The organism is Saccharicrinis aurantiacus, from assembly GCF_947489045.1.
Taxonomy (GTDB): Bacteria; Bacteroidota; Bacteroidia; order Bacteroidales; family Marinilabiliaceae; genus Saccharicrinis; species Saccharicrinis aurantiacus.
The window spans coordinates 36,632-56,396 of record NZ_CANLCN010000001.1 but is presented as its reverse complement, the minus strand read 5'-3'; the positions used below and the strand labels follow the sequence as shown (position 1 = coordinate 56,396).

The window sequence follows — 19,765 nt, the reverse complement described above, 5'->3', positions numbered from 1 at the left end:
AACTGTTTATTAGAATGATACATTTAGTCCGAAAGTGAATCCTCTTAAGAGTGGATAGCCACCATTGTAGATACCATTTAAGCCTACTTCAGGGTCGTAACCTTCGAACTTACTCCATGTAAATAAATTGGATGCATTTACATACACTCTTGCCGATGAAATAAAATCAACCTTATTAACATCAAAAGTATATCCTAACACGATGTTTTGCAGACGTACAAACGAACCATCTTGGATAAATGCATCACTAAATAAGTACTGACGTGTTGCATTTAAACTAGGGTATAAATTGGTTTGATTATCAGGAGTCCAACGTAGTGGTTTAGCATCTGGCTGATTGAAACGATCAACATATATTACATCGTTACCAAACACACCATTAAAGAACATAGATAAATCCCAATTCTTATAATTTAAATCAAGTGTTAAACTTGCCATGAAATCAGGATTAGGATCTCCGATGATAGTTCTGTCATCAGGACTAAGCATTCCGTCTCCGTTTAAATCTACATATTTAAACTCACCAGGTTGCGCTTGCTGACCAGTAAGACCTGCTGCATGTCCCTCTTCAACAGATTGTATAATACCATCCGTTTTATAACCATAAAAAACATTTAGTGGCTGACCAATAGCTAACAATGTTGCACCTTGACGAAATTGATCGATATAACCATCTCCTCTAAATCTGAATAACATTCCGGTATTCGGATCGGTTTGTAAACCTGACTCTTCAGCTGATCCGAAATCAAGAACCTCAGTTCGGTTACGCGAGAAAACAAAATTAGCGTTTAACGTGAAATCTTTAGTATTTACTACGTTAGCATCTAAACCTAACTCGATACCTTGATTTTGAATAACACCATTATTCATCAACACTTTATCGTAACCTGATGAAAGTGGAAGGTTTACTAGATCTAATAAATCCTCTGTTTTTTTATGATAGTAATCGAAGTGACCACGTAAACGTCTGTTGAAAAAGGCAAAATCAAGACCAATATCTAATTGCTTTGTAGTTTCCCACTTTAAGTCAGGATTTGACAAACCATGCCACTCCACATACTGCCAATAATCACCGTAACGTCCACCTTCATATCCAGGACCAATTCCTGTGTTCCACGATCCGTTTGAATAATATCTTTCACTTCCGTATCTACCAATTCCACTATATGGATTAATATCCTGGTTACCAGAAACACCATAACTCACGCGAGGCTTTAATTCATCAAAAACATTTAAGTCTTGAATCCACTCTTCATTATGCATTTTCCAACTTGCAGCTCCCGATGGGAAATAACCGGTTCTATTATTGGCACCAAATTTAGATGATGCATCTGAACGAATTGTACCGGTTACTAAGAATCGATCGTCATAAATATAATTTACTCTACCATAGAAAGATAACATTCTTTCATTCTCGTAATAATTACCAATCCTATTCATTGAAGGATTACCTGTTCCCATATTTCCGTTTCCTAATGATTCATTTACAAAATCAAAAGCACTTAAATCGGAAGTATTGCGTGTAACATCGCGATAAGAATGACCCGCCATTACAGTAAAATGGTTTTTATCATCGAACCATTTATCGTAGGTAATATAGGTTTCTGAAAGTAACTCGTGGCGCTCACTATTATTTACATAACCTGCACCATTATTAAAGAATCCATCTTCGGTATGCTGACTGTGATTATATGCATTATTGATTGAAGATTGATATCTGTAATTTAACTGGCTACTTATAGTAATATCAGAAGTAATATTATAATTTAAACCGTAATTAGAGATATAATCAACGCCTTCTGTTTTATTATCTACTAAGTTTAAACGAGCCAATGGATGCTCAAAATCCTGCTCGAAACTTTTAAAATAATCGCCATCAGGTCCATAGACTGGCCAAAGTGGATTTCTCCAATAGGCCAAACCTTCATTTCTGTCTCTGGCATCCTTTGAAAATATTTGAGAGGTAGAAACCGTTAACCTGTCGCTAAACTTATGCTGTATGTTTGCCGCTATATTTACTTTTTCGTAATCGTCGCCAACTTGCATACCTGTTTCTTTCACATAGTTTGTTGATAAACTAAACGATGTAGTTTCGTTAGCACTACGTAAAGAAACCGATGTATTATTTGACACAGGTGCATTTCTAAATACTAAATCAGCCCAATCCGTATTATGATTCCATGCCCCTGACTCAATTTCAGAAATAGACGGGTAATATACACCATTTGCATTTGGCGCTCCTATATATAAAGGTGCCAAGCCTGCATTTGTCATTTCTTCATTACTTAAGCGTGCCATTAAAGCTGGATCTTCCCAAGTTAAAAGAGTAGAGCTAAACTGGTTAATGGTTGTTTGTTGGTGCACTTCAACCTTCATAACACCCTCTTTTGCTTTTTTAGTAGTAATCATGATTACCCCATTAGCTCCACGAGAACCGTAAATAGCAGATGCCGATGCATCTTTTAATACCTCCATCGACTCAATGTCGTTAGGGTTAATTTGCGATAAATTACCAGCCTCGCCCAATGGAAAACCATCAACAACAACCAAAGGAGCATTACTACCATTAATTGAGCTACCTCCACGAATACGTACATCAGATCCACCACCAGGCTCTTGTGATGAATTAATTACCTGCAAACCAGTTACACGTCCTTGTAAAGTACCCTCAACCGAATTGGCAGGTATAGAAGACAATTGTTCTGTTTTTACTGAAGTTACAGATCCTGTAACATCACTTTTTTTCATAGAACCATAACCAACAACCACAACCTCATCAATATCTAACACTTCATCCTTTAAGATAACATCAATGGTTGTTTGCCCTCCTACTAGAACTTCCGAATCAAGAAGTCCAATTGAAGAAAACATCAAAACAGCTTCCTGAGAAGAAACCTCTATCGAATAATTACCATCAAAATCGGTAATAGTACCTCCAAAAGTACCTTTCTCCACAATATTAACTCCAGGTAGTAATTCCCCAGAAAAATCCCTCACGGTTCCTGTTACTCGCACACTCTGCGCCACCCCTACGGAAGAGAAGCCGCAAAATAACATTGCGAGAAAAGCAACATTCAATACCCAATTTTTTTTATTCATATTATTATAAAAATTATGAAATGCCTTCACAGACATTAACATCTATTTAAGAAAAAATTAACTCCAACTTTTTAAAATAACAAACACTACAAATAAGACTAATTTATAATGATATAATGAATTTTTCACTTAGGTATTTAGGAATACAAACATACTCAATGCTTGATATACTTGGATTTGCAATTACTATGCCAAGTTATACTATAAAGAACAATTAACCTCAACTATTTTAACACACAGCAATACTTACAAGACTAAATTGAGATATTAACAACAACTACAATGGGTATAATTGATTATCGCTTAACAACTTTATGAACATTTATTAACATAAATAACAAATAATCATAAAAAGGTTTTTTTTCATTTAAGGAGTAATTTAACTCACAAAACAAACCTTCATAAAGAAGTTATTACTGGTATAAACAAAAAAAAAGGCTGCCTCAATTGAGGCAGCCCTACACAACAATATATAAATTGTTAGTTTTTTAAAAGAAGATAGCGTACATCACAAAACAAGCTATTACAAGCCCTAATGAAATAATACGGAAATTTTTATACCAAACTACACCTTCTAGTTCTTTGGTTTCGTCAATCCAGACTTGTTTGGTCCATGTATTTTCGGCTACTTGTACTGGGTTTGGAGGAGGCGTCATCAAACTTACTACCACATTTACAAGCACACTAATAACCAATACAATTGGAGCTAACAATAAAAAGTGTAGCCCAATTGGCATATCAAATACATATTTGGCAATCATTATTGATGCTGCTATAAATAAACCTGATATTAAACCCCAAAGTGCACCTTTGGCATTTGAACGCTGCCAAAATAAACCCAAGAAAAAGGTTCCTACAATTGGCGGCGCTAAATACGAAACTACCTCTTGATAATAAGACACCAAAGAATCGAAACGCTGAATAAACGGCGCCCAGAATATAGCAATCACCAATACTACCATTGAAGTGATACGCCCAACTTTAACCAACTTTTTGCTATCTGCATTTTTATCAAAACGTTGATAAAAGTCCATTGTAAATAAGGTTGAAACCGAACTTAAAGTAGCACTTAAAGTGGATGTTAAAGCTGAAATCATAGCTGCTAAAATAACACCTATCAACCCAACAGGTAATAACTTCACAATCATACGAGGATAAACCTGATCGGTATTAATTCCGAATTGCGATTTTAGTTCACCTCCAGGAATAATATCCATTGGTAAATTCTCAACTCCAAACAAATTAATCCCTCTACTGATTAATCCCGGTAGGATGAAAATAAATAATGTAAATAAGTAAAGAAAACCTACAAACAAAACCCCTTTTCTACCGTGATCAATATTTTTTGCTGAAAGCACACGCTGTACCATAACTTGGTTATTGGCCCAGAAATAGAATCCTAAAATAGGAATACCTACCCACATACCTAGCCAAGGAACTGTTGGATCATCGAGCGGACGCGTAAGTTTTAACCAAACACCGTCGCCAAATCGATTATACAATTCTTCCCATCCACCAATTTCGTGTAAGGCAAAGAAATAAAGGATACCTGAACCTATAATTAAAATAATAGCCTGAATCATATCTGCATTAATAGCCGATGACAAACCTCCAACAATTGTATAACTACCCGCAACAATTGCCATAATTACAATTATCACAAATAAATCTACTTCGGGGAAAATTAGTTTAATTATTAACGCCCCTGTATATAAAGTAGCTGCAGCATCTAAAAATACATTACCAAAAATTGTAATAAATGAAAAATAGTATCTTGATGTTTTATCAAATCGTTTCTCAAGAAACTCAGGCATCGTAAAAATCCCTGACTTTATATAGAACGGTAAAAAGAACAATGCAAAGAACACCATTACCAAAACCGAAATCCAGTTATAATTAAAAACAGCAATACCCGTAATAAAACCCTCACCGGAGTGCCCCATTAGAGTAGAACTAGAGACACTGGCTGCAAAAAGCGAAAGACCGATAACAGGCCATTTCATATTACGCCCTGCTAGGAAGTACGAATCCGAATCGTCGCTTTTACCATTGCGCAATGCCCACCATATTATACCTATTAAAAAGGCCACAATGATGGCTATATCTATTGAACTTATATTTATCATTATTAATATTTTAAAGAGGTAAAAAGAACAAAACTCTTGGCAGGAAGAATAACTTCGAAATTATTACTTGCTTTAATATTTGACGCCACAGCCATGGGAAAACCATTGTCATCCACCTTTGAATTACCCTCTTGGTAAACAAACTTTTGAAGGTGAGTAGCCATTGATAAATCAAGAGCAAGAGTATCTTGAACACTTGAATTATTAACCAAAGCAACTGTGATATCTTCATTTAAAACTCCGGCTGTGATACGAACACCATCTTTACCAGAAGCATCCGTATTTACAATTGTACTCCCCGTTGGGAAGTAACGACACATTAAAGACCAAGAATAGAACCAAGGGCGGATATTTTCGTCCTCTGGGTTATTGGCCAACTCTGTACCTAAGCTATTCCACATGCCCCAACGCTTAATTTGGTGCTTATGCCCTAAATCATCTAAGGTATGCATCGCATCATCTAGCGCCCAAGCTGCAGCCCCTGAATAACCAGCATTCATACTTTGAATTAAAGCATCGGCCATATCCACTCCATAACTATAATCATACACTTCCATTTGGCTATCTTCACACGCAAAGGGGTCTGCTTTAGCGCGCGCTTGATTTTCTTCACTATTGCGACTAAAACCTAATTCGCCAAATATAATTTGCTTACCGGCGTCTTTTGCATACTTGGCAATATCGCCATGGTATTTTTTAAACCCACCTGATCGAACCAATTCATGGTCGGTATAATCATGCACTTCGAAAATACCAATTTCGTTACCTAATTGCTTGGCAGATTCTTCAACCCAACCAGCACCTGTGTATGTCGATCGTGGATTATCGTAACGAGTTACAGCATCGGGTCCAGCTACTGATATTTGTTTATCTAAACCTTTTTCTTTTAAAGCTGACGCTAACATTTTAACACCCTCGCTCCACTCAACAAAATCGCCTTTTACACTAGCCCAATCGCCGTTTGGTTCGTTAACCAAATTGTAGTACTTAATACAGGTATATCCTTTGGTATTGATTAAATAATCGAGATAAGCCACAATGCTATTGATCCATTTAGGATCGTTGGCACCAAAAAACTTATCAGAATGACCTGCATCTTTATCGTGCATTTTATAGGGCGTTCCCCATTCGCCTATTAAAACCGTAATATTGTTTTCTTGGGCGTAATCAAATATTTTTTCAACTGCTTTTACCTCCGGAGTATCGAAATCGAGAATTGGATTGCCTTGCTTATCAAACCCAACCATATAACGCCAGTTGGCCTGATCGCAAACTCTAAAAAGCTTCGGTTTCATGTAGTTTAGTCTAGTGAAATTCATATCCCACTTTTCGTCAGTCATTAACTTCCCCCAAACAGCATTCTCAGTATCTGCATGTGGATAAGCCGACCACTGAACTCCATTACCAATAAAATTGGTACTAATTACTTCACTGGTTTTTATTTTAATCACATCTGCATTTTCATGACCACAAGCGGTAAACAACATTACCACAAGTAGCATTGAAATAAAATATCTCATCTTAAATTCTTTTCTATTACAATTGATTATTAATATCCTAAGATTGAAAGCATCTCAGTAGCATATCTTCTACCTAACTTTCGTACACCCGCAGAGTCAAAATGCACATTATCTTCACTAACGCTACATTTACTTGAAGAAATAACATGGGCCGTAGGAATAGTATATGGTAATGTATTGATGATAGTATTCATACTTGAACACTGTCCTCCCATATCAGCATGCACAACTTCGCCAGCTAACAAAGGAACATCTTCTGCATTAAGCGACAAATCACGCAACATATTATCGTATACTACCTTTACATACTTAGGCCAGTTCTGATCTCTTTCGTTGGTTTCGCCCTGATGCAATAATATTCCCTTAATTACACCATTCTTTTGAGCTTGCTTTGCTAAGCTTATTAATCGTTCATAAGGATTACCTCCATAGGCATTCACCTGATCAACAAACCATTGTGCCGGATAAGAATTTGTATAATCTTGATAAATTGCTTTGTCGAATAAGCGAATATCAGAACCACCAACAGCAACACTGATTACACCCACCTCAATACCATCTGGTGTACAAGCAGCCATGGTTCGTCCGAAATAATCAGAAGGCGACAACCTTGCCCAACACTGACTCAAAGGAGGTACAGCATCGTACCAATTACCTATTTCTCGTCCGTTTTTATCACAATCAGTAGAAGCCATTACTTTAAACCCTTCGACCGGAAGCTTATCCTGCTCCTCAATATCGGCAGAGCCCTCCATATTAGATTGCCCGAAACATAAATAAATATGGAAATTAGGATTTTGAGATTGCATATTTACCGCAATTATAAGAAATAAAACAAATGTGATTAATCTTGATTTCATAATAAACTGATACTTTAATTAAAACAAAGCTTACCTCATGCAAGGTAAATGCAAATGAGGTAAACTTTGTGTTTATTTTTTTACAATATTAAGCTAATTAAATAATAGAGCCCTAAATAACAATATCGTATTGGTATTTCATCCCAAACCCGACTTCATTTTTTATCTTGATACAAAAAACAGAAGCAAAAAAGATCAAGGCTGCTTTTCAAATAGATTTCTTATTTAACTCAAGCTTAAGTGCGAACGGGTGATTTTCGAGCACAACTCTCAACTTCCAGTTCTTTCTAAAGCTTTCATCAAAACGAAACCCATTCGAAAAAGAGGCCGTTCAACGAGGCGCATAAAACAACCTCTTTTAGTGCTAATCACGCATACACTATTTGATAAAAATAAATATTGTGCAAATTCAATTAGAATACTCTCACTAAATAACCTCAATATTTCAACTATCCTTTTTTAACAAAGTCTAATATTTCAGAAACCTTACAAGTAGCTAATCCTACATATTTATCAGCTCCACCATAATACACATATAAAGTATCATCAACAATTACATTACCTGTTGGAAAAACACATCCTTTATAGAATCCTTCTTTTTCGTAATCGTGCTCCGGCTCCATAATCCAATCCGAGGCACGTGCAATTACTTTGGTAGGATCTTCTAAATCCAATAAAGCAACCCCAACTCTGTAATAACCCTGTCCACCATTTTCTACACCATGATAGATTACTAACCAACCATCGTCGGTTTTTAACGGAGGGGTTGAACCACCAACTTTTTCTTCCCAAGTACCATCAATGCCACCAATTAGCATTGTACTAGGCTCATTCCAAACCATTAAATCTTCTGAAAAACGAATCCAGATCGCTGGTTTATCAACACCATACCCTTCACCTACCCATTGTTTTGGGCGGTGTAACATAGCAAACTTTCCGTTTATTTTTTCTGGGAAGATAATTACATCTCTATCATCTAAGTTACTATCTGTAACTCTACCCAAACGACGCCAGTTTTTAAAATCTTTAGTTACCGCCAAGGCTGAGTTGGCAATATTATCTTTCATTACCGCAGGAGAATACTCATTGGTTTCTGGCAATAAAATTACATCGTGAGCAAATTTCCAATATTGCCCAGGGTGATGCGGACGATATGCATAGGTTACGTAAAAATCGTCGCCAAACTTAACGATGCGAGGATCTTCAACTCCACCTTGATCAGGACCATCAACTGAAGGTCCAAAAGTAGGCTCATCAGAAACTCTTTCGAAGTTTACGCCATCAGTACTTACGGCAGTACCCATGCGAATATAATGTTCTTCATCATCGCCTGCGGCACGATAAAGCATAGTAAATTTTCCGTTTTCGTACCACACACCAGGGTTACATACCACAAGGTTTTCCCATGGATTTGTTGCGTGAGGTTTTAGAATTGGGTTGTTTTGATGTTTTGTTAGTTTCATAATTACTCTGATTAGGAGATAATTGAAACCACTACAGGTGATTTCAATTATCCTATTATTTTGTCTTACTCGTATTATTTATTTTACCTAAAGGAATTACAATTATTCCTACTCCATATTTGTGTACAAGATGAATGACTCACCCTCAAGTGTCATCTGAACACCACTTTTAAAATCAACACTCATCGCCTTTTCTGCTGGTGCAGCAAAGCCATTTTCATCAACCACACCCACAAAAGTGCCGTCAGCATTAGATTTATAAGTGTATTTATCCATAGTCAGAGACGAAAGAAAATCTGATTTTAAATTGATGGGATAAGTTACATAATGAGAGTTCACTATGGCAACAGTATATTTACCATCCTTCTCACCCATAATAGCACGAACGCCTTTTTTATTAGGCAATTCAATATCGTAAATAGTTGATCCTGCAGGGAAATATCTACACAATAAAGATGAAGTATAAAAGTACGGACGAATCTCTTCATCTTCAGGAGTACCACAAAGCTCCTCACCTAAGATATTCCAAAACCCCCAGCGTTTTAACTTTTTGGTATTCCAATCCGGATTATCTCCATCAGGGCTATTATACATCGCATCATCCATACCCCATATCAACGCCCCAGAAAAACCAGCGCGCATAGATTGAATAATCGCATCAGCCATATCAATACCGTAAAATGCTTTATAAATCATCATATTAGAATCATCACCAGCATATGGATCTGCCGCAATAGCATCAATATTTTCGTTATTTAAAACATCATCAACAACAGCTCCATCTTCCTTTGTAGCATCGTACTTAAAACCAATCTCTCCTAAAAAGATTCTTTTACCCTCAGGAACCTCTGCCTTATAACCCAGTAACATATCCGTAAACCCTCCATTACGAACATTGCTCTGACTTGGATAAACATGAATATCATACATCACTATATCATCATTTAAGTCAGCTGCCGCATCTGTAATCCAATCCTTAAGTGTTGCATCATTAAAGGCTGCTATATCAGGACCTGATAATTTCATATCCGCCAAGTTATATTCCGGTTTAGCCATCTCTACTAAATAAGCTTCTTGCACAGCTTTCCAAACTTCATAATTTCCGTTTGTACTTGACCAATTACCATTAGGCTCATTAACTATATTGACACTTTTAATACAACTATAACCTTTATCGTTAACCAAATGATTAAGAAAAATTACTGATCGCTGCATCCAATCCATATCAATACTTGCAATATCATCGCCTACATACTCATGCCCCCATTCGCCATAAACAATCTCGATATTCTTTTCTTGAGCATAATCAAGCATTTTATATAGAGACGTTACTTTCTCATCTTTATAATCAGCAGGGTTATCATTTTGCTCATAGGCCCAACCCGAACTTACACAAACCCTAATAAACGGAGGGCGCATATAATCGATACGATGAAACAACTTCTGCCAATCAGCTTCAGATAAAGTTGTTTGTCCATCAAACCAAGTTGGTACAACATCATAACCTCCCCACTGGGCGCCATTTCCTACAAATTCAGTGGAAACTACTTTATTTGTAATTGTTAAATCTCTGTTTTTAATGATACTATCGGGCGTACCCTCATCATCGTTGCACGCAGAAAATGCCAAAACACTTGCTGCTAATATTGTTAAAAAACTCATTTTCTTCATCTTCAATAGTGTATTAAGTGCCCCTGCCAGAAGCAGAGGCTTATATTATTTGCTATTGTTTAGTTAAGTTGTACCACATTTTATTTGACATAAATGCAATCTCATTATATGCATAGTCAGTCAAATCTTGCTCTTGATCAGTACCTTCATTAATCTTATTCCAAACAAAACTTCCTTTTAAGTGCTCTACTTCAGCAGTCAATGCTATTTCAGTTTCAGAAGTAGTCTCAACTAGTAACTCAAAAACAACTCCTTCACCAACTGTTATCAGTACTTTATCTCCATCTTTAACCCAGCTTCCTGTACCTGTTGGCACTTTTCTATATCTATTATTGAAGTCTGTTATTGCCCAAGCTGAATTATCTGAAACATAATTGCCAAACTGACCATCTGTTCCGCTATTGTTTTCATAACTACCATAAGCCTTACCATCACCATTAACTCCTTCATAAACAAAAGTTATCGTATTGTCTAATTCAGGGTTAGCAGCAGGTAAGTAGTCGGTTATTGGTACATTTTTATCCCAACCCCAACCATCTGATAAGAAAATATCACAATACATTCCTACTTCGCTAATATTCCAGGTTCCAACAAATACAGGTTCTTCTCCCTCAGGTACCTCTACTTTCAATGTCAGTTTAATAGTCCAAACCCTAGCTTCACCAGATTCAGAAGTTACAGTGATTGTTGCAGTATTCTCTAATGAGAAATCTAATGACTCTTCAACATCCTTATCTACTACCGAACCATATGAAATGCCTAAATCTGTGATTTTAACTGAAGATACATTAGCTCCTTCTTCTGAAATTATTACTGATACAGTTGAATTATCTTCATCAATAACAGCACCCTCAACTTGGCCTTCCACAGCAAATGAGACAATGCTATTATTGGTTTGAGGTTCGTACTCTTTAGTTAATTCGTACCACATTAATTTTGACATATTTGCAATTTCCTCATAAAGGTAATCTTGCGTATCCCAATCAAAATTCTCTGGTGTATAAGGTAATTCTGCAGTGAGCGCTACTCCACCTTCAGCAACATACTTAGGATCAAACTTTCCAGGATCAAAAGCAGATTCAACAATCAAATTTCCTTCAAGAGAAAGTCCGAATTCAAACTCATTCCCACGAGAATCCGCAAGCACTACTAAATTACGCTCAAAATCACGCAACCATGTTCCTTCTCCTATAATCACTTTCCGAAATCTGCTATTATAATCACCATAGGTATCATGGGTGAAATCGCCATACTCTTGATCATTACCAGCCTCATGAATAAATTTACCAAATGGATTACCATTTTCATCTGCTCCTTCAACAGTAAAGGTTAGTTTATTATCTAATTCAGATGCTGAATTTGGCAAATGATCGGTAATTAAAACCGTTTTATCCCATCCCCAGCTTTCCCATGAAAACAGATCGCAATACATCGCCACTTCCTTGATGTACCACGTACCTTCTAGGTCTGATTTAAAGGGATGAAGCGATATTGTCCAATCTAATTTCTCTCCTGCTCCAGACTCAACTGATAAAACAGAGGTGGTATCAGCATTATCAAAATTAAGAGTTGAACCTATACCGTTAGATGTAGATGCTCCGTATGACAACAGTATATTTTTAACCTCTACCTTTGAGAAATCTTCAATATTCTCGTATTTAGCAAAAACTTTTATCGTGGCATCATCAGCATTACGCTCAATTACCGAAGTTCCAATTTGACCATCGAGCAACAAAGACAGTACATTTCTATCTTTTTGCCAATCTGACCCTTTTAAATCCTCAAAAGGATCATCAGTACAAGCTGTAAATAAAACAGCAAGTACTAATACGAATATATTTAGTGCTTTTTTCATATCTATTAAAATTTTAGAGATTTGGGTTTAAATCAACCTCACGCTGAGGCAAAGGATAAAACGCAAGTTCTTCAGGAGTTAAACCTGCTGCCTGAGATACTTCTTTACTCACGGTGTTAGTACGACGCAAGTCCCACAAACGATCAGCCTCAAAAGCCAACTCCCTTTGTCTTTCTTCAATTACTTTTGCTCTAAAAGCAGCCTTATCCGATAACTCTGAAGCCTCAAACTCCTCTAGACCAGCTCTGACTCTTATTTGATTAAGCAAATTTAATCCATCTTGATTTGCTGCTGCTTCAGCATACATCATCATCACATCTGAATAACGAATTAAATAAGGACGGGTGCTGGTTTTTTCTCCTGAGAATTCTGGGTCAATATATTTGCGAGTAAATTCGTAAGCCACAACATCATCATCCGTAGAACCGGCCAACACATATTCTGCATTATCTTCATCATATGAATAAATTTCTGTCGCCATCAATTCATCTCTACGAATATCCCCAATTGGGTAAAGATTTAATAATTTATCCTCGGTTGTAAAAACACCAAAACCATCTAAAGTTAAGGTATATGAATCATCCGTATTTTTCAGATATACATTTACACCACCAAGTGCAGGCAAAAAGTAACGTGCAATTTTAGAATAATCCCCCTCTTCAGTTCCTGAGCGATCCATAGACATAATAAAGATATGCTCTGGTCCATCAGGTGAGTTCACATCATATATATTGTGTAAATCAGAATCGAAAGAATATGTACCCTGCTCTACCAAAACACTATTGGCAAATTTTGCAGCATTTGCATATAACTCATCCACACTTGCTGTTAACAAGTCGTATTTAGGTACGCGACTTTCTTTAGACGTTGCTGCATACAGATACACCTTAGCCAAAAGCGCTTGAGCTGCTACTTTATCAGCTAAACCCGTCACTCTTTTTTCTTTTAAAAGATCAACAGCTTTTGTTAAATCTTCTATCAAAAAGGTGTATACCTCTTGCATATCTGCTGGTAAACTAGCATTAGTATCTTCTAGCTTATCAATCAACTTTTTTTGCAAAGGCACTAAACCAAAAGCCCTCACTAAGTTAAAATGATTATACGCTCGTAAGAAATAAGATTCTCCAAGCAAACGATCTTCATCTTCTTGATTAAACCCTTTACCCTCTGTATTTGCAATTACAGCATTGGCACGATTTATTGAGATATATGCTCCTCTGTAATAATCTAATAATAAAGTATTTTGCGAATTCACTTCCCATCTATCAAACTGCTGCGCATCAGCACCTTCATCAGGCTTAACACCAACATTATCTGAAGCCAACTCACCTAAGTAATAACTTACAGGAGCATAACTTACTAAGGTTAAAGCATCGTAAGCATAAAGCAATCCTGCATTAGCATCTTCAACCGTTTTGTAAAAATTTTCATCTGAATAAAATCCCTTCGGTTTCACATCAAGACTTTCGCACGATACCAAGCCCATGATTACCATCAACCCAAGTCCTATTTTAAATATATTTCTCTTCATCATTTTCTGTTTTAATAGTTACAACAAGTTGATTAAAAAGTAAACTCAAGACCTAATGTCCATCTTCTAATCCTTGGATAACCTCCCCAATAAATTCCATCACTGCCAACTTCAGGATCATAACCTGTAAAATTTGTAATAGTGAACAAGTTTGTAGCATTTAATGAAGCACGAGCATTTTGAATAAACCCTGTTCCGAGAGACTTAAGATCATACCCTACAGAAAGGTTTTGCAAGCGAACAAAGCTAGCATCCTCAATAAACCAGTCAGACATCTGCACAGCTCTACCATCTCGCAAACTTGGAAAATCATTTGTAGGATTATCAACTGTCCAACGCAATGGCATATTATTTGGCTCAGTAAACGATTTGGTATTCAATACATCTTGACCAAAACTTCCGTTAAAGAACATTGCCATATCCCAACGCTTATAACTCACATGTAGATTTAAACTTGCCGTGAAATCAGGATTCGGATCGCCAATAATTGTTCTATCATTAATATCAACTACACCATCCTCATTTAAATCAACATACTTAAACTCACCAGCCTGTGCTTCTGCTCCGGTTAAACCTGCTGCTAAACCTTCTGCTTCACTTTGTATAATTCCATCAACTTTATAGCCATAAAACACACCTACAGGCTGCCCAACCCCAAGAATTGATGGAATTGCTCTGTAATACTCAATATTATTTCCATAAAACTCATAGTCCATACCTGTGTTTGGATCTTTACTCAAACCAAAGGCATTTGTATCTCCTAGACTAACCACTTCATTACGATTCCTTGAAAATATAAGTGAAGCCGTAACATTCCAGTCGCTATTGTTTACAATATCAGCTTCTGTAGTAAACTCGAAACCATGATTACGAATTTCACCTCCATTTACCCACATCCTGTCATAAGAAGATGATGGCGAAACCCAACGCTCGCGAAGAAGATCAGTAGTATACTTATTGTAATAATCTACAGTAAAACGTAAACGACGACTATAAAATGCTAAATCCGCACCCACATTAACCTGTGATGTCGTTTCCCACTTTAGATCTGGATTTGGAATACCTCCCCAAATACGCTTACCTGTATGTCCATCCCAACCAACTGTATAACCGGGCCCTATTGCTGTATTCCAGCCACCATTAACATAGTATTGATCTTGTCCGTATCGGCTATTTATTAGGTATGGCGATACACCTTGGTTACCCGAAATACCCATACTCCCACGAAGTTTTAACTCATCAAAAACTCCTAAATTCTTGATAAAATCTTCATGATGCATTTTCCAGGCTACTGCACCAGATGGGAAATATGCCCAACGGTTATTCTTCCCAAACTTAGACGATCCATCCGCACGCATTGTAAATGTAAACAGATACTTATTATCGTAGGCATAATTAAAACGCGTAAAACCAGAGTACATTACAGTCTCTTGAAAATCATTCTCTACCCTTTGCTGTTCTGGACTACCAGAAGCAAGGTTTCCATTACCTAAAGACTCATTTAAGAAATCGTAAGCCTTTAAGTTTGATGAACGCATTTGGTAATATTGGTAAGAAAATCCACCAAGGGCTGTTACCGCATGTTTCTGCGCAAAAGTTTTATTAAACGTTAAGGTAGTTTCCGAAATTAAATCCTGATTTTCCCAATTATTAATTCCTCCAGAACCATTATTAAACTGACCATCCTGCGTATATATTTTAGGATTATAATAATCAGTAATTGAACGGCCATACTTATAATTTACCTGATACTTAAATTTTAAAACAGGAAGTATATCTGCATCCAAAAAGGCCGAAGATATTACATCTAAGAAATCAGTCGTATTAACTCGATTTTCAGTTAGTGCAACCGGATGTTCATAATCCTGTGCACCAATCATAAAATAACCATCTGCTGGATTATCGTTATTATACACCGGGAAAATAGGGTTTCGCCAATAAGCTAATCCGCCATTATTATTTCTATCACCTTTAGATAAAATTACATTAGCTCCAACTGTTATATTTTCATATAACTTTTGGTTCACATTTAAATTAAAGTTTAATTTATCAAAATCATCCTCTTTATAAACACCTCTATCAGTATAGTAGGTAGTACTAAAACTAAATTGTGTTTTCTCCGTTTGGCTACGAATTGCAACATTTGTATTATTAGACACCGGATTTCTGAATACCTCTTCATCCCACTTAGTAGCATATGGCCACGAGCCATCCTGAAGCTCTTGAATAGATGGATAATACACTCCGTTCGGATCATTTGCACCTATATACAAAGGCACAAAACCACCATTACTTCTACTCTCATTACTTAAATGAGCCATAAGCACAGGGTCTCTCCATAGATTTAACTTAGAGGTAAACTCACCAATTGTATTTTGCTGACTTACACTAACTGTGGTTTTTCCTTTTGTACCTTTTTTGGTAGTAATCATGATCACACCATTTGCTCCGCGTGAACCATAAATAGCTGAAGCTGATGCATCTTTAAGAACCTCCATAGATTCAATATCTTGCGGAGAGATTTGCTTTAAATCGCCTGCTCCTCCAATTGGGAAACCATCAACAACCACAAGCGGATCGTTACCTGCATTTAATGAACTACCTCCACGAATACGAATTGTTGCTCCCGCACCTGGATCATCAGAAGCTGCAACCACCTGTACACCTGCCGTTTGTCCTTGCAGCAATCCATCAATTGAATTGGATGGTCGCGCAGGAATTTTATCCATCTTAACCGATGCTACAGAACCTGTAATATCTGATTTCTTTACAGCTCCATACCCAACAACTACAACTTCATCCAAGCCTAACATCTCATCTTGCAACACTACATCTATAGTAGTTTGATTTCCAACAAGCATTTCTTTCTGCTCCATTCCGATTAACGAAAAAACAACAATCGACGCTTCAGAACTAACATTTAATGAGTAATTACCATCAATGTCAGTAATAGTTCCATTGGTTGAACCTTTCTCGTAAACATTTGCACCAGGAAGTGCAAAACCACTTGCATCACTCACTACTCCTTTTATTGTTCGTTGCTGGGCTGAAGCCAACAAGGAGAACGAACAAAGAGCAAGTGACAATACAATCACCTTAACTTTTTTAAACATTCTTTTCATAAATACCGCTTTTAATAGCTGAGCTTTAGTTTTTTTAATCTTTTTTAAGACATTACAAATGTATCCAAGCTAATGAGGCTTTTATACACAAATTAAGCTATTTTATGGTATTTTGATGAATAGTAAGTCGTATAAAATTAAAAACACCAACACTAACAAGTCGTAATAAGCTACTAATCAGCAACGAGTACACTTTTTAACAACGATGGTTTTATGAATAATTTTATTACATTTGTAGCATAACTAATACTTAATGCTGATGTACCAACGTATAATTAGAGAAATTGCACCTTTATCAACAGATGATTTTTTTGTAATAATGAATCATCCAACTGCAAAATTTGATTTTCCAGTTCACTTTCATCCCGAGTATGAACTAAACTTAGTGCTTAATGCTAATGGTAAAAGAATTATTGGAGATTCCATAATGGACTTTTCATCGGCCGACCTGGTTCTTATTGGTCCTAATACTCCACATGCTTGGACAAGTGAGGATAAGAATGCACAAGTTATTACGATACAATTTAATGCCGAATTCCCGAGCGAACATTTTTTATCAAGAAAGTTAGCGCTACCCATAAAGGAGTTATTAGAAAATTCGAAGATGGGTGTTTTGTTCTCGGAACAAACTACAAAGGAGGCTACAGAAAGGATATTAAAACTATCGAACCAACAAGGTTTTGACTCTGTATTAGAAATGCTTTCATTGTTATATGACTTAGCCATATCTCGTAATAAAACGAATTTATCAAGTCCTTCTTATATAAGACAATTTGATACTTCAAAAAGTAGAAGAATAAAATTAGTTACTAAGTACTTGCACGAAAACATTCACAACTCTATAAAAATAGGCGATGTTGCAGATCTAGTAAACATGTCTCCTTCAGCCTTTAGTCACTTCTTTAAAAAGCGAACGCAACGTTCTTTTACCGACTTTTTAACTGAAATGAGAATTGGAATGGCTGCGCGTTTATTAATAGATTCGGAGAAAAATATTTCGGAGATTTGCTATGATTGCGGATTTAGTAATGTTTCGAACTTTAACCGCGCTTTTAAAACTCAAAAAGGTTGTACACCGAGTGAATTTAGAGCTCAACAGAAATTAGTTTCTATTTATTAAGAGATAGAAAACCTATAAAATAAGAAAGGGAAAAATTACAATATGAGTAATTTCTCCCTTTCCTATTTTTAGATGAGTATTATAATTTACTCATCTGATCTTTTATTAACTGGAGTGTGGATAAATCGGTATTATAAACACCATACCAACCCTGTAGCTCATGAGGAGGATCAGCTACAAAAGCATCCCCTTCGTTCCAGTACTCACCTGGTCTTGGCGGACGTGCCTCACCTGAATATCCCCAAAAGTTTATCCCTTTTATCGAACCTTTTTTATTGATATTTGAAACCATATTATTAAAAACATAGCTATAATACTTATCTCTATCAGTAACTGGGGCATCTATATCATAAGAAAACTCATCTCGAGCTAAACCATACTCTTCTAGCACAATAGGCTTATTTAACTTTGCCGAAACTGCGACATGATCATTCCAATAAGCATCAAATTGAGTAATCATTTTAGCATAAGCATCTTCCCCTTCACCAGGCGTAAACCAATTCCAGTTCTGAACCCAAATGTGCATAGTTATATAATCAATATCAGCGTAAGCATTATCACGCTCCGCTATCAAACCTTCTTTTACCGATGGCGTATTACCCTCTGAACCTAATGATACTAAATGATTAGGAGCTAAAAACTTTAACTTTGCAGCTGTAGATTTAATCCAACGCTGAAATGGCTCCTCATTATCGTATCCTCGCGGCTCATTAGCTAACTGCCAAGCCATAATAGTAGCATCTTCATTGTAAGATTTACCATTAATCGTATTAGTTCTGCCTAGCACTTTGTCGACGTGATTATTATACCATTTAAGCGAATTCTCAGAATTAAAGAACTCCTTAGTATATTCTCCATAATCCCACCAACCAAACTCATCCATTTGTGGATAAGGAATTTCACCTGCACCATCCCACTTCAGATATTGAGAGAAACCCCCACTCCAAGTCCAGAAATTACTTAAAACCATAACAGCCTTCATATCTCGCTTGGCCATTTCGCTTAGTAAGAAATCCAAGCCTTCGAACAAAGCCTCATCATAAATCCCAGGACTAATCTGTAAAGCCGGCTGCATACAAAATTTAGAAGTCGCATCGGCTTCACAACCTGCCATTACACGTAAATTGGTAATACCATAACTTTTAAGTTGATCTAATTCTCGCTTTAACTGCTCACGATTCCCATACTTCTCTGAACCTAGATGCATTCCCTGCCAGTAGTTGGCTCCTGCATAAACATAGGGCTTACCATTTAAATAAAACTGATCACCTTTTACGGTAACAAAATGTGTATTTTCAATATTTTGAGTACACGAACTCAATATAATTTGTACTGAAACAAGCAGCAAAACAATATAACGCATATTTATTTATTTCTAGTTAATTGCAATTTTAGCAT

11 protein-coding genes are annotated in these 19,765 nt (G+C 36.5%); 1 reads left to right on the top strand and 10 read right to left on the bottom strand.

Going from position 1 to position 19,765, the window contains the following annotated elements; genetic code table 11:
- Positions 1–9 precede the first annotated feature (9 nt).
- The 9 genes from QMO11_RS00195 to QMO11_RS00155 form a co-directional block, all read right to left on the bottom strand.
- On the bottom strand, positions 10–3,099 hold the full coding sequence (locus tag QMO11_RS00195; protein WP_282035469.1) for a SusC/RagA family TonB-linked outer membrane protein: 3,090 nt from the start codon (positions 3,097–3,099) through the stop codon (positions 10–12).
- A gap of 488 nt (positions 3,100–3,587) precedes the next feature.
- Positions 3,588–5,225: a sodium:solute symporter gene (locus QMO11_RS00190; RefSeq protein ID WP_282035468.1), complete on the bottom strand. Its 1,638-nt coding sequence runs from the start codon at positions 5,223–5,225 to the stop codon at positions 3,588–3,590.
- 2 nt (positions 5,226–5,227) lie between these two features.
- Positions 5,228–6,745: a cellulase family glycosylhydrolase gene (locus QMO11_RS00185; RefSeq protein ID WP_282035467.1), complete on the bottom strand. Its 1,518-nt coding sequence runs from the start codon at positions 6,743–6,745 to the stop codon at positions 5,228–5,230.
- Between the two features lie 29 nt (positions 6,746–6,774).
- Positions 6,775–7,605 (bottom strand): sialate O-acetylesterase, encoded by an 831-nt coding sequence (locus QMO11_RS00180; RefSeq protein ID WP_282035466.1) that lies wholly within the window; start codon positions 7,603–7,605, stop codon positions 6,775–6,777.
- A 449-nt stretch (positions 7,606–8,054) separates the two neighbouring features.
- Positions 8,055–9,068, bottom strand: coding sequence for a glycoside hydrolase family 130 protein (locus QMO11_RS00175; RefSeq protein WP_282035465.1), 1,014 nt, complete (start codon positions 9,066–9,068; stop codon positions 8,055–8,057).
- A gap of 108 nt (positions 9,069–9,176) precedes the next feature.
- On the bottom strand, positions 9,177–10,739 hold the full coding sequence (locus QMO11_RS00170; RefSeq protein WP_282035464.1) for a hypothetical protein: 1,563 nt from the start codon (positions 10,737–10,739) through the stop codon (positions 9,177–9,179).
- 52 nt (positions 10,740–10,791) lie between these two features.
- A complete protein-coding gene (locus QMO11_RS00165; protein WP_282035463.1) occupies positions 10,792–12,594 on the bottom strand; it encodes a DUF5018 domain-containing protein in 1,803 nt (600 codons plus the stop codon).
- A 13-nt stretch (positions 12,595–12,607) separates the two neighbouring features.
- Positions 12,608–14,125 (bottom strand): RagB/SusD family nutrient uptake outer membrane protein, encoded by a 1,518-nt coding sequence (locus QMO11_RS00160; protein ID WP_282035462.1) that lies wholly within the window; start codon positions 14,123–14,125, stop codon positions 12,608–12,610.
- Positions 14,126–14,157: 32 nt separating this feature from the next.
- Positions 14,158–17,247: a SusC/RagA family TonB-linked outer membrane protein gene (locus QMO11_RS00155; RefSeq protein WP_282035461.1), complete on the bottom strand. Its 3,090-nt coding sequence runs from the start codon at positions 17,245–17,247 to the stop codon at positions 14,158–14,160.
- 259 nt (positions 17,248–17,506) lie between these two features.
- Here QMO11_RS00155 and QMO11_RS00150 point away from each other — a divergent pair, with 259 nt between their 5' ends.
- Positions 17,507–18,367 (top strand): AraC family transcriptional regulator, encoded by an 861-nt coding sequence (locus QMO11_RS00150; RefSeq protein WP_222844187.1) that lies wholly within the window; start codon positions 17,507–17,509, stop codon positions 18,365–18,367.
- A 79-nt stretch (positions 18,368–18,446) separates the two neighbouring features.
- Here the strand turns inward: QMO11_RS00150 and QMO11_RS00145 are convergent, their stop codons facing one another.
- Entirely contained in the window at positions 18,447–19,730 is a 1,284-nt protein-coding gene (locus QMO11_RS00145; protein WP_282035460.1) for a glycoside hydrolase 5 family protein, read from the bottom strand.
- Positions 19,731–19,765 lie beyond the last annotated feature (35 nt).

Bases quoted from the DNA above. Each gene is read 5' to 3' on its own strand.
- QMO11_RS00195 (WP_282035469.1), bottom strand. From the start codon at position 3,099: ATGAATAAAAAAAATTGGGTATTGAATGTTGCTTTTCTCGCAATGTTA.
- QMO11_RS00190 (WP_282035468.1), bottom strand. From the start codon at position 5,225: ATGATAAATATAAGTTCAATAGATATAGCCATCATTGTGGCCTTTTTA.
- QMO11_RS00185 (WP_282035467.1), bottom strand. From the start codon at position 6,745: ATGAGATATTTTATTTCAATGCTACTTGTGGTAATGTTGTTTACCGCT.
- QMO11_RS00180 (WP_282035466.1), bottom strand. From the start codon at position 7,605: ATGAAATCAAGATTAATCACATTTGTTTTATTTCTTATAATTGCGGTA.
- QMO11_RS00175 (WP_282035465.1), bottom strand. From the start codon at position 9,068: ATGAAACTAACAAAACATCAAAACAACCCAATTCTAAAACCTCACGCA.
- QMO11_RS00170 (WP_282035464.1), bottom strand. From the start codon at position 10,739: ATGAAGAAAATGAGTTTTTTAACAATATTAGCAGCAAGTGTTTTGGCA.
- QMO11_RS00165 (WP_282035463.1), bottom strand. From the start codon at position 12,594: ATGAAAAAAGCACTAAATATATTCGTATTAGTACTTGCTGTTTTATTT.
- QMO11_RS00160 (WP_282035462.1), bottom strand. From the start codon at position 14,125: ATGAAGAGAAATATATTTAAAATAGGACTTGGGTTGATGGTAATCATG.
- QMO11_RS00155 (WP_282035461.1), bottom strand. From the start codon at position 17,247: ATGAAAAGAATGTTTAAAAAAGTTAAGGTGATTGTATTGTCACTTGCT.
- QMO11_RS00150 (WP_222844187.1), top strand. From the start codon at position 17,507: ATGTACCAACGTATAATTAGAGAAATTGCACCTTTATCAACAGATGAT.
- QMO11_RS00145 (WP_282035460.1), bottom strand. From the start codon at position 19,730: ATGCGTTATATTGTTTTGCTGCTTGTTTCAGTACAAATTATATTGAGT.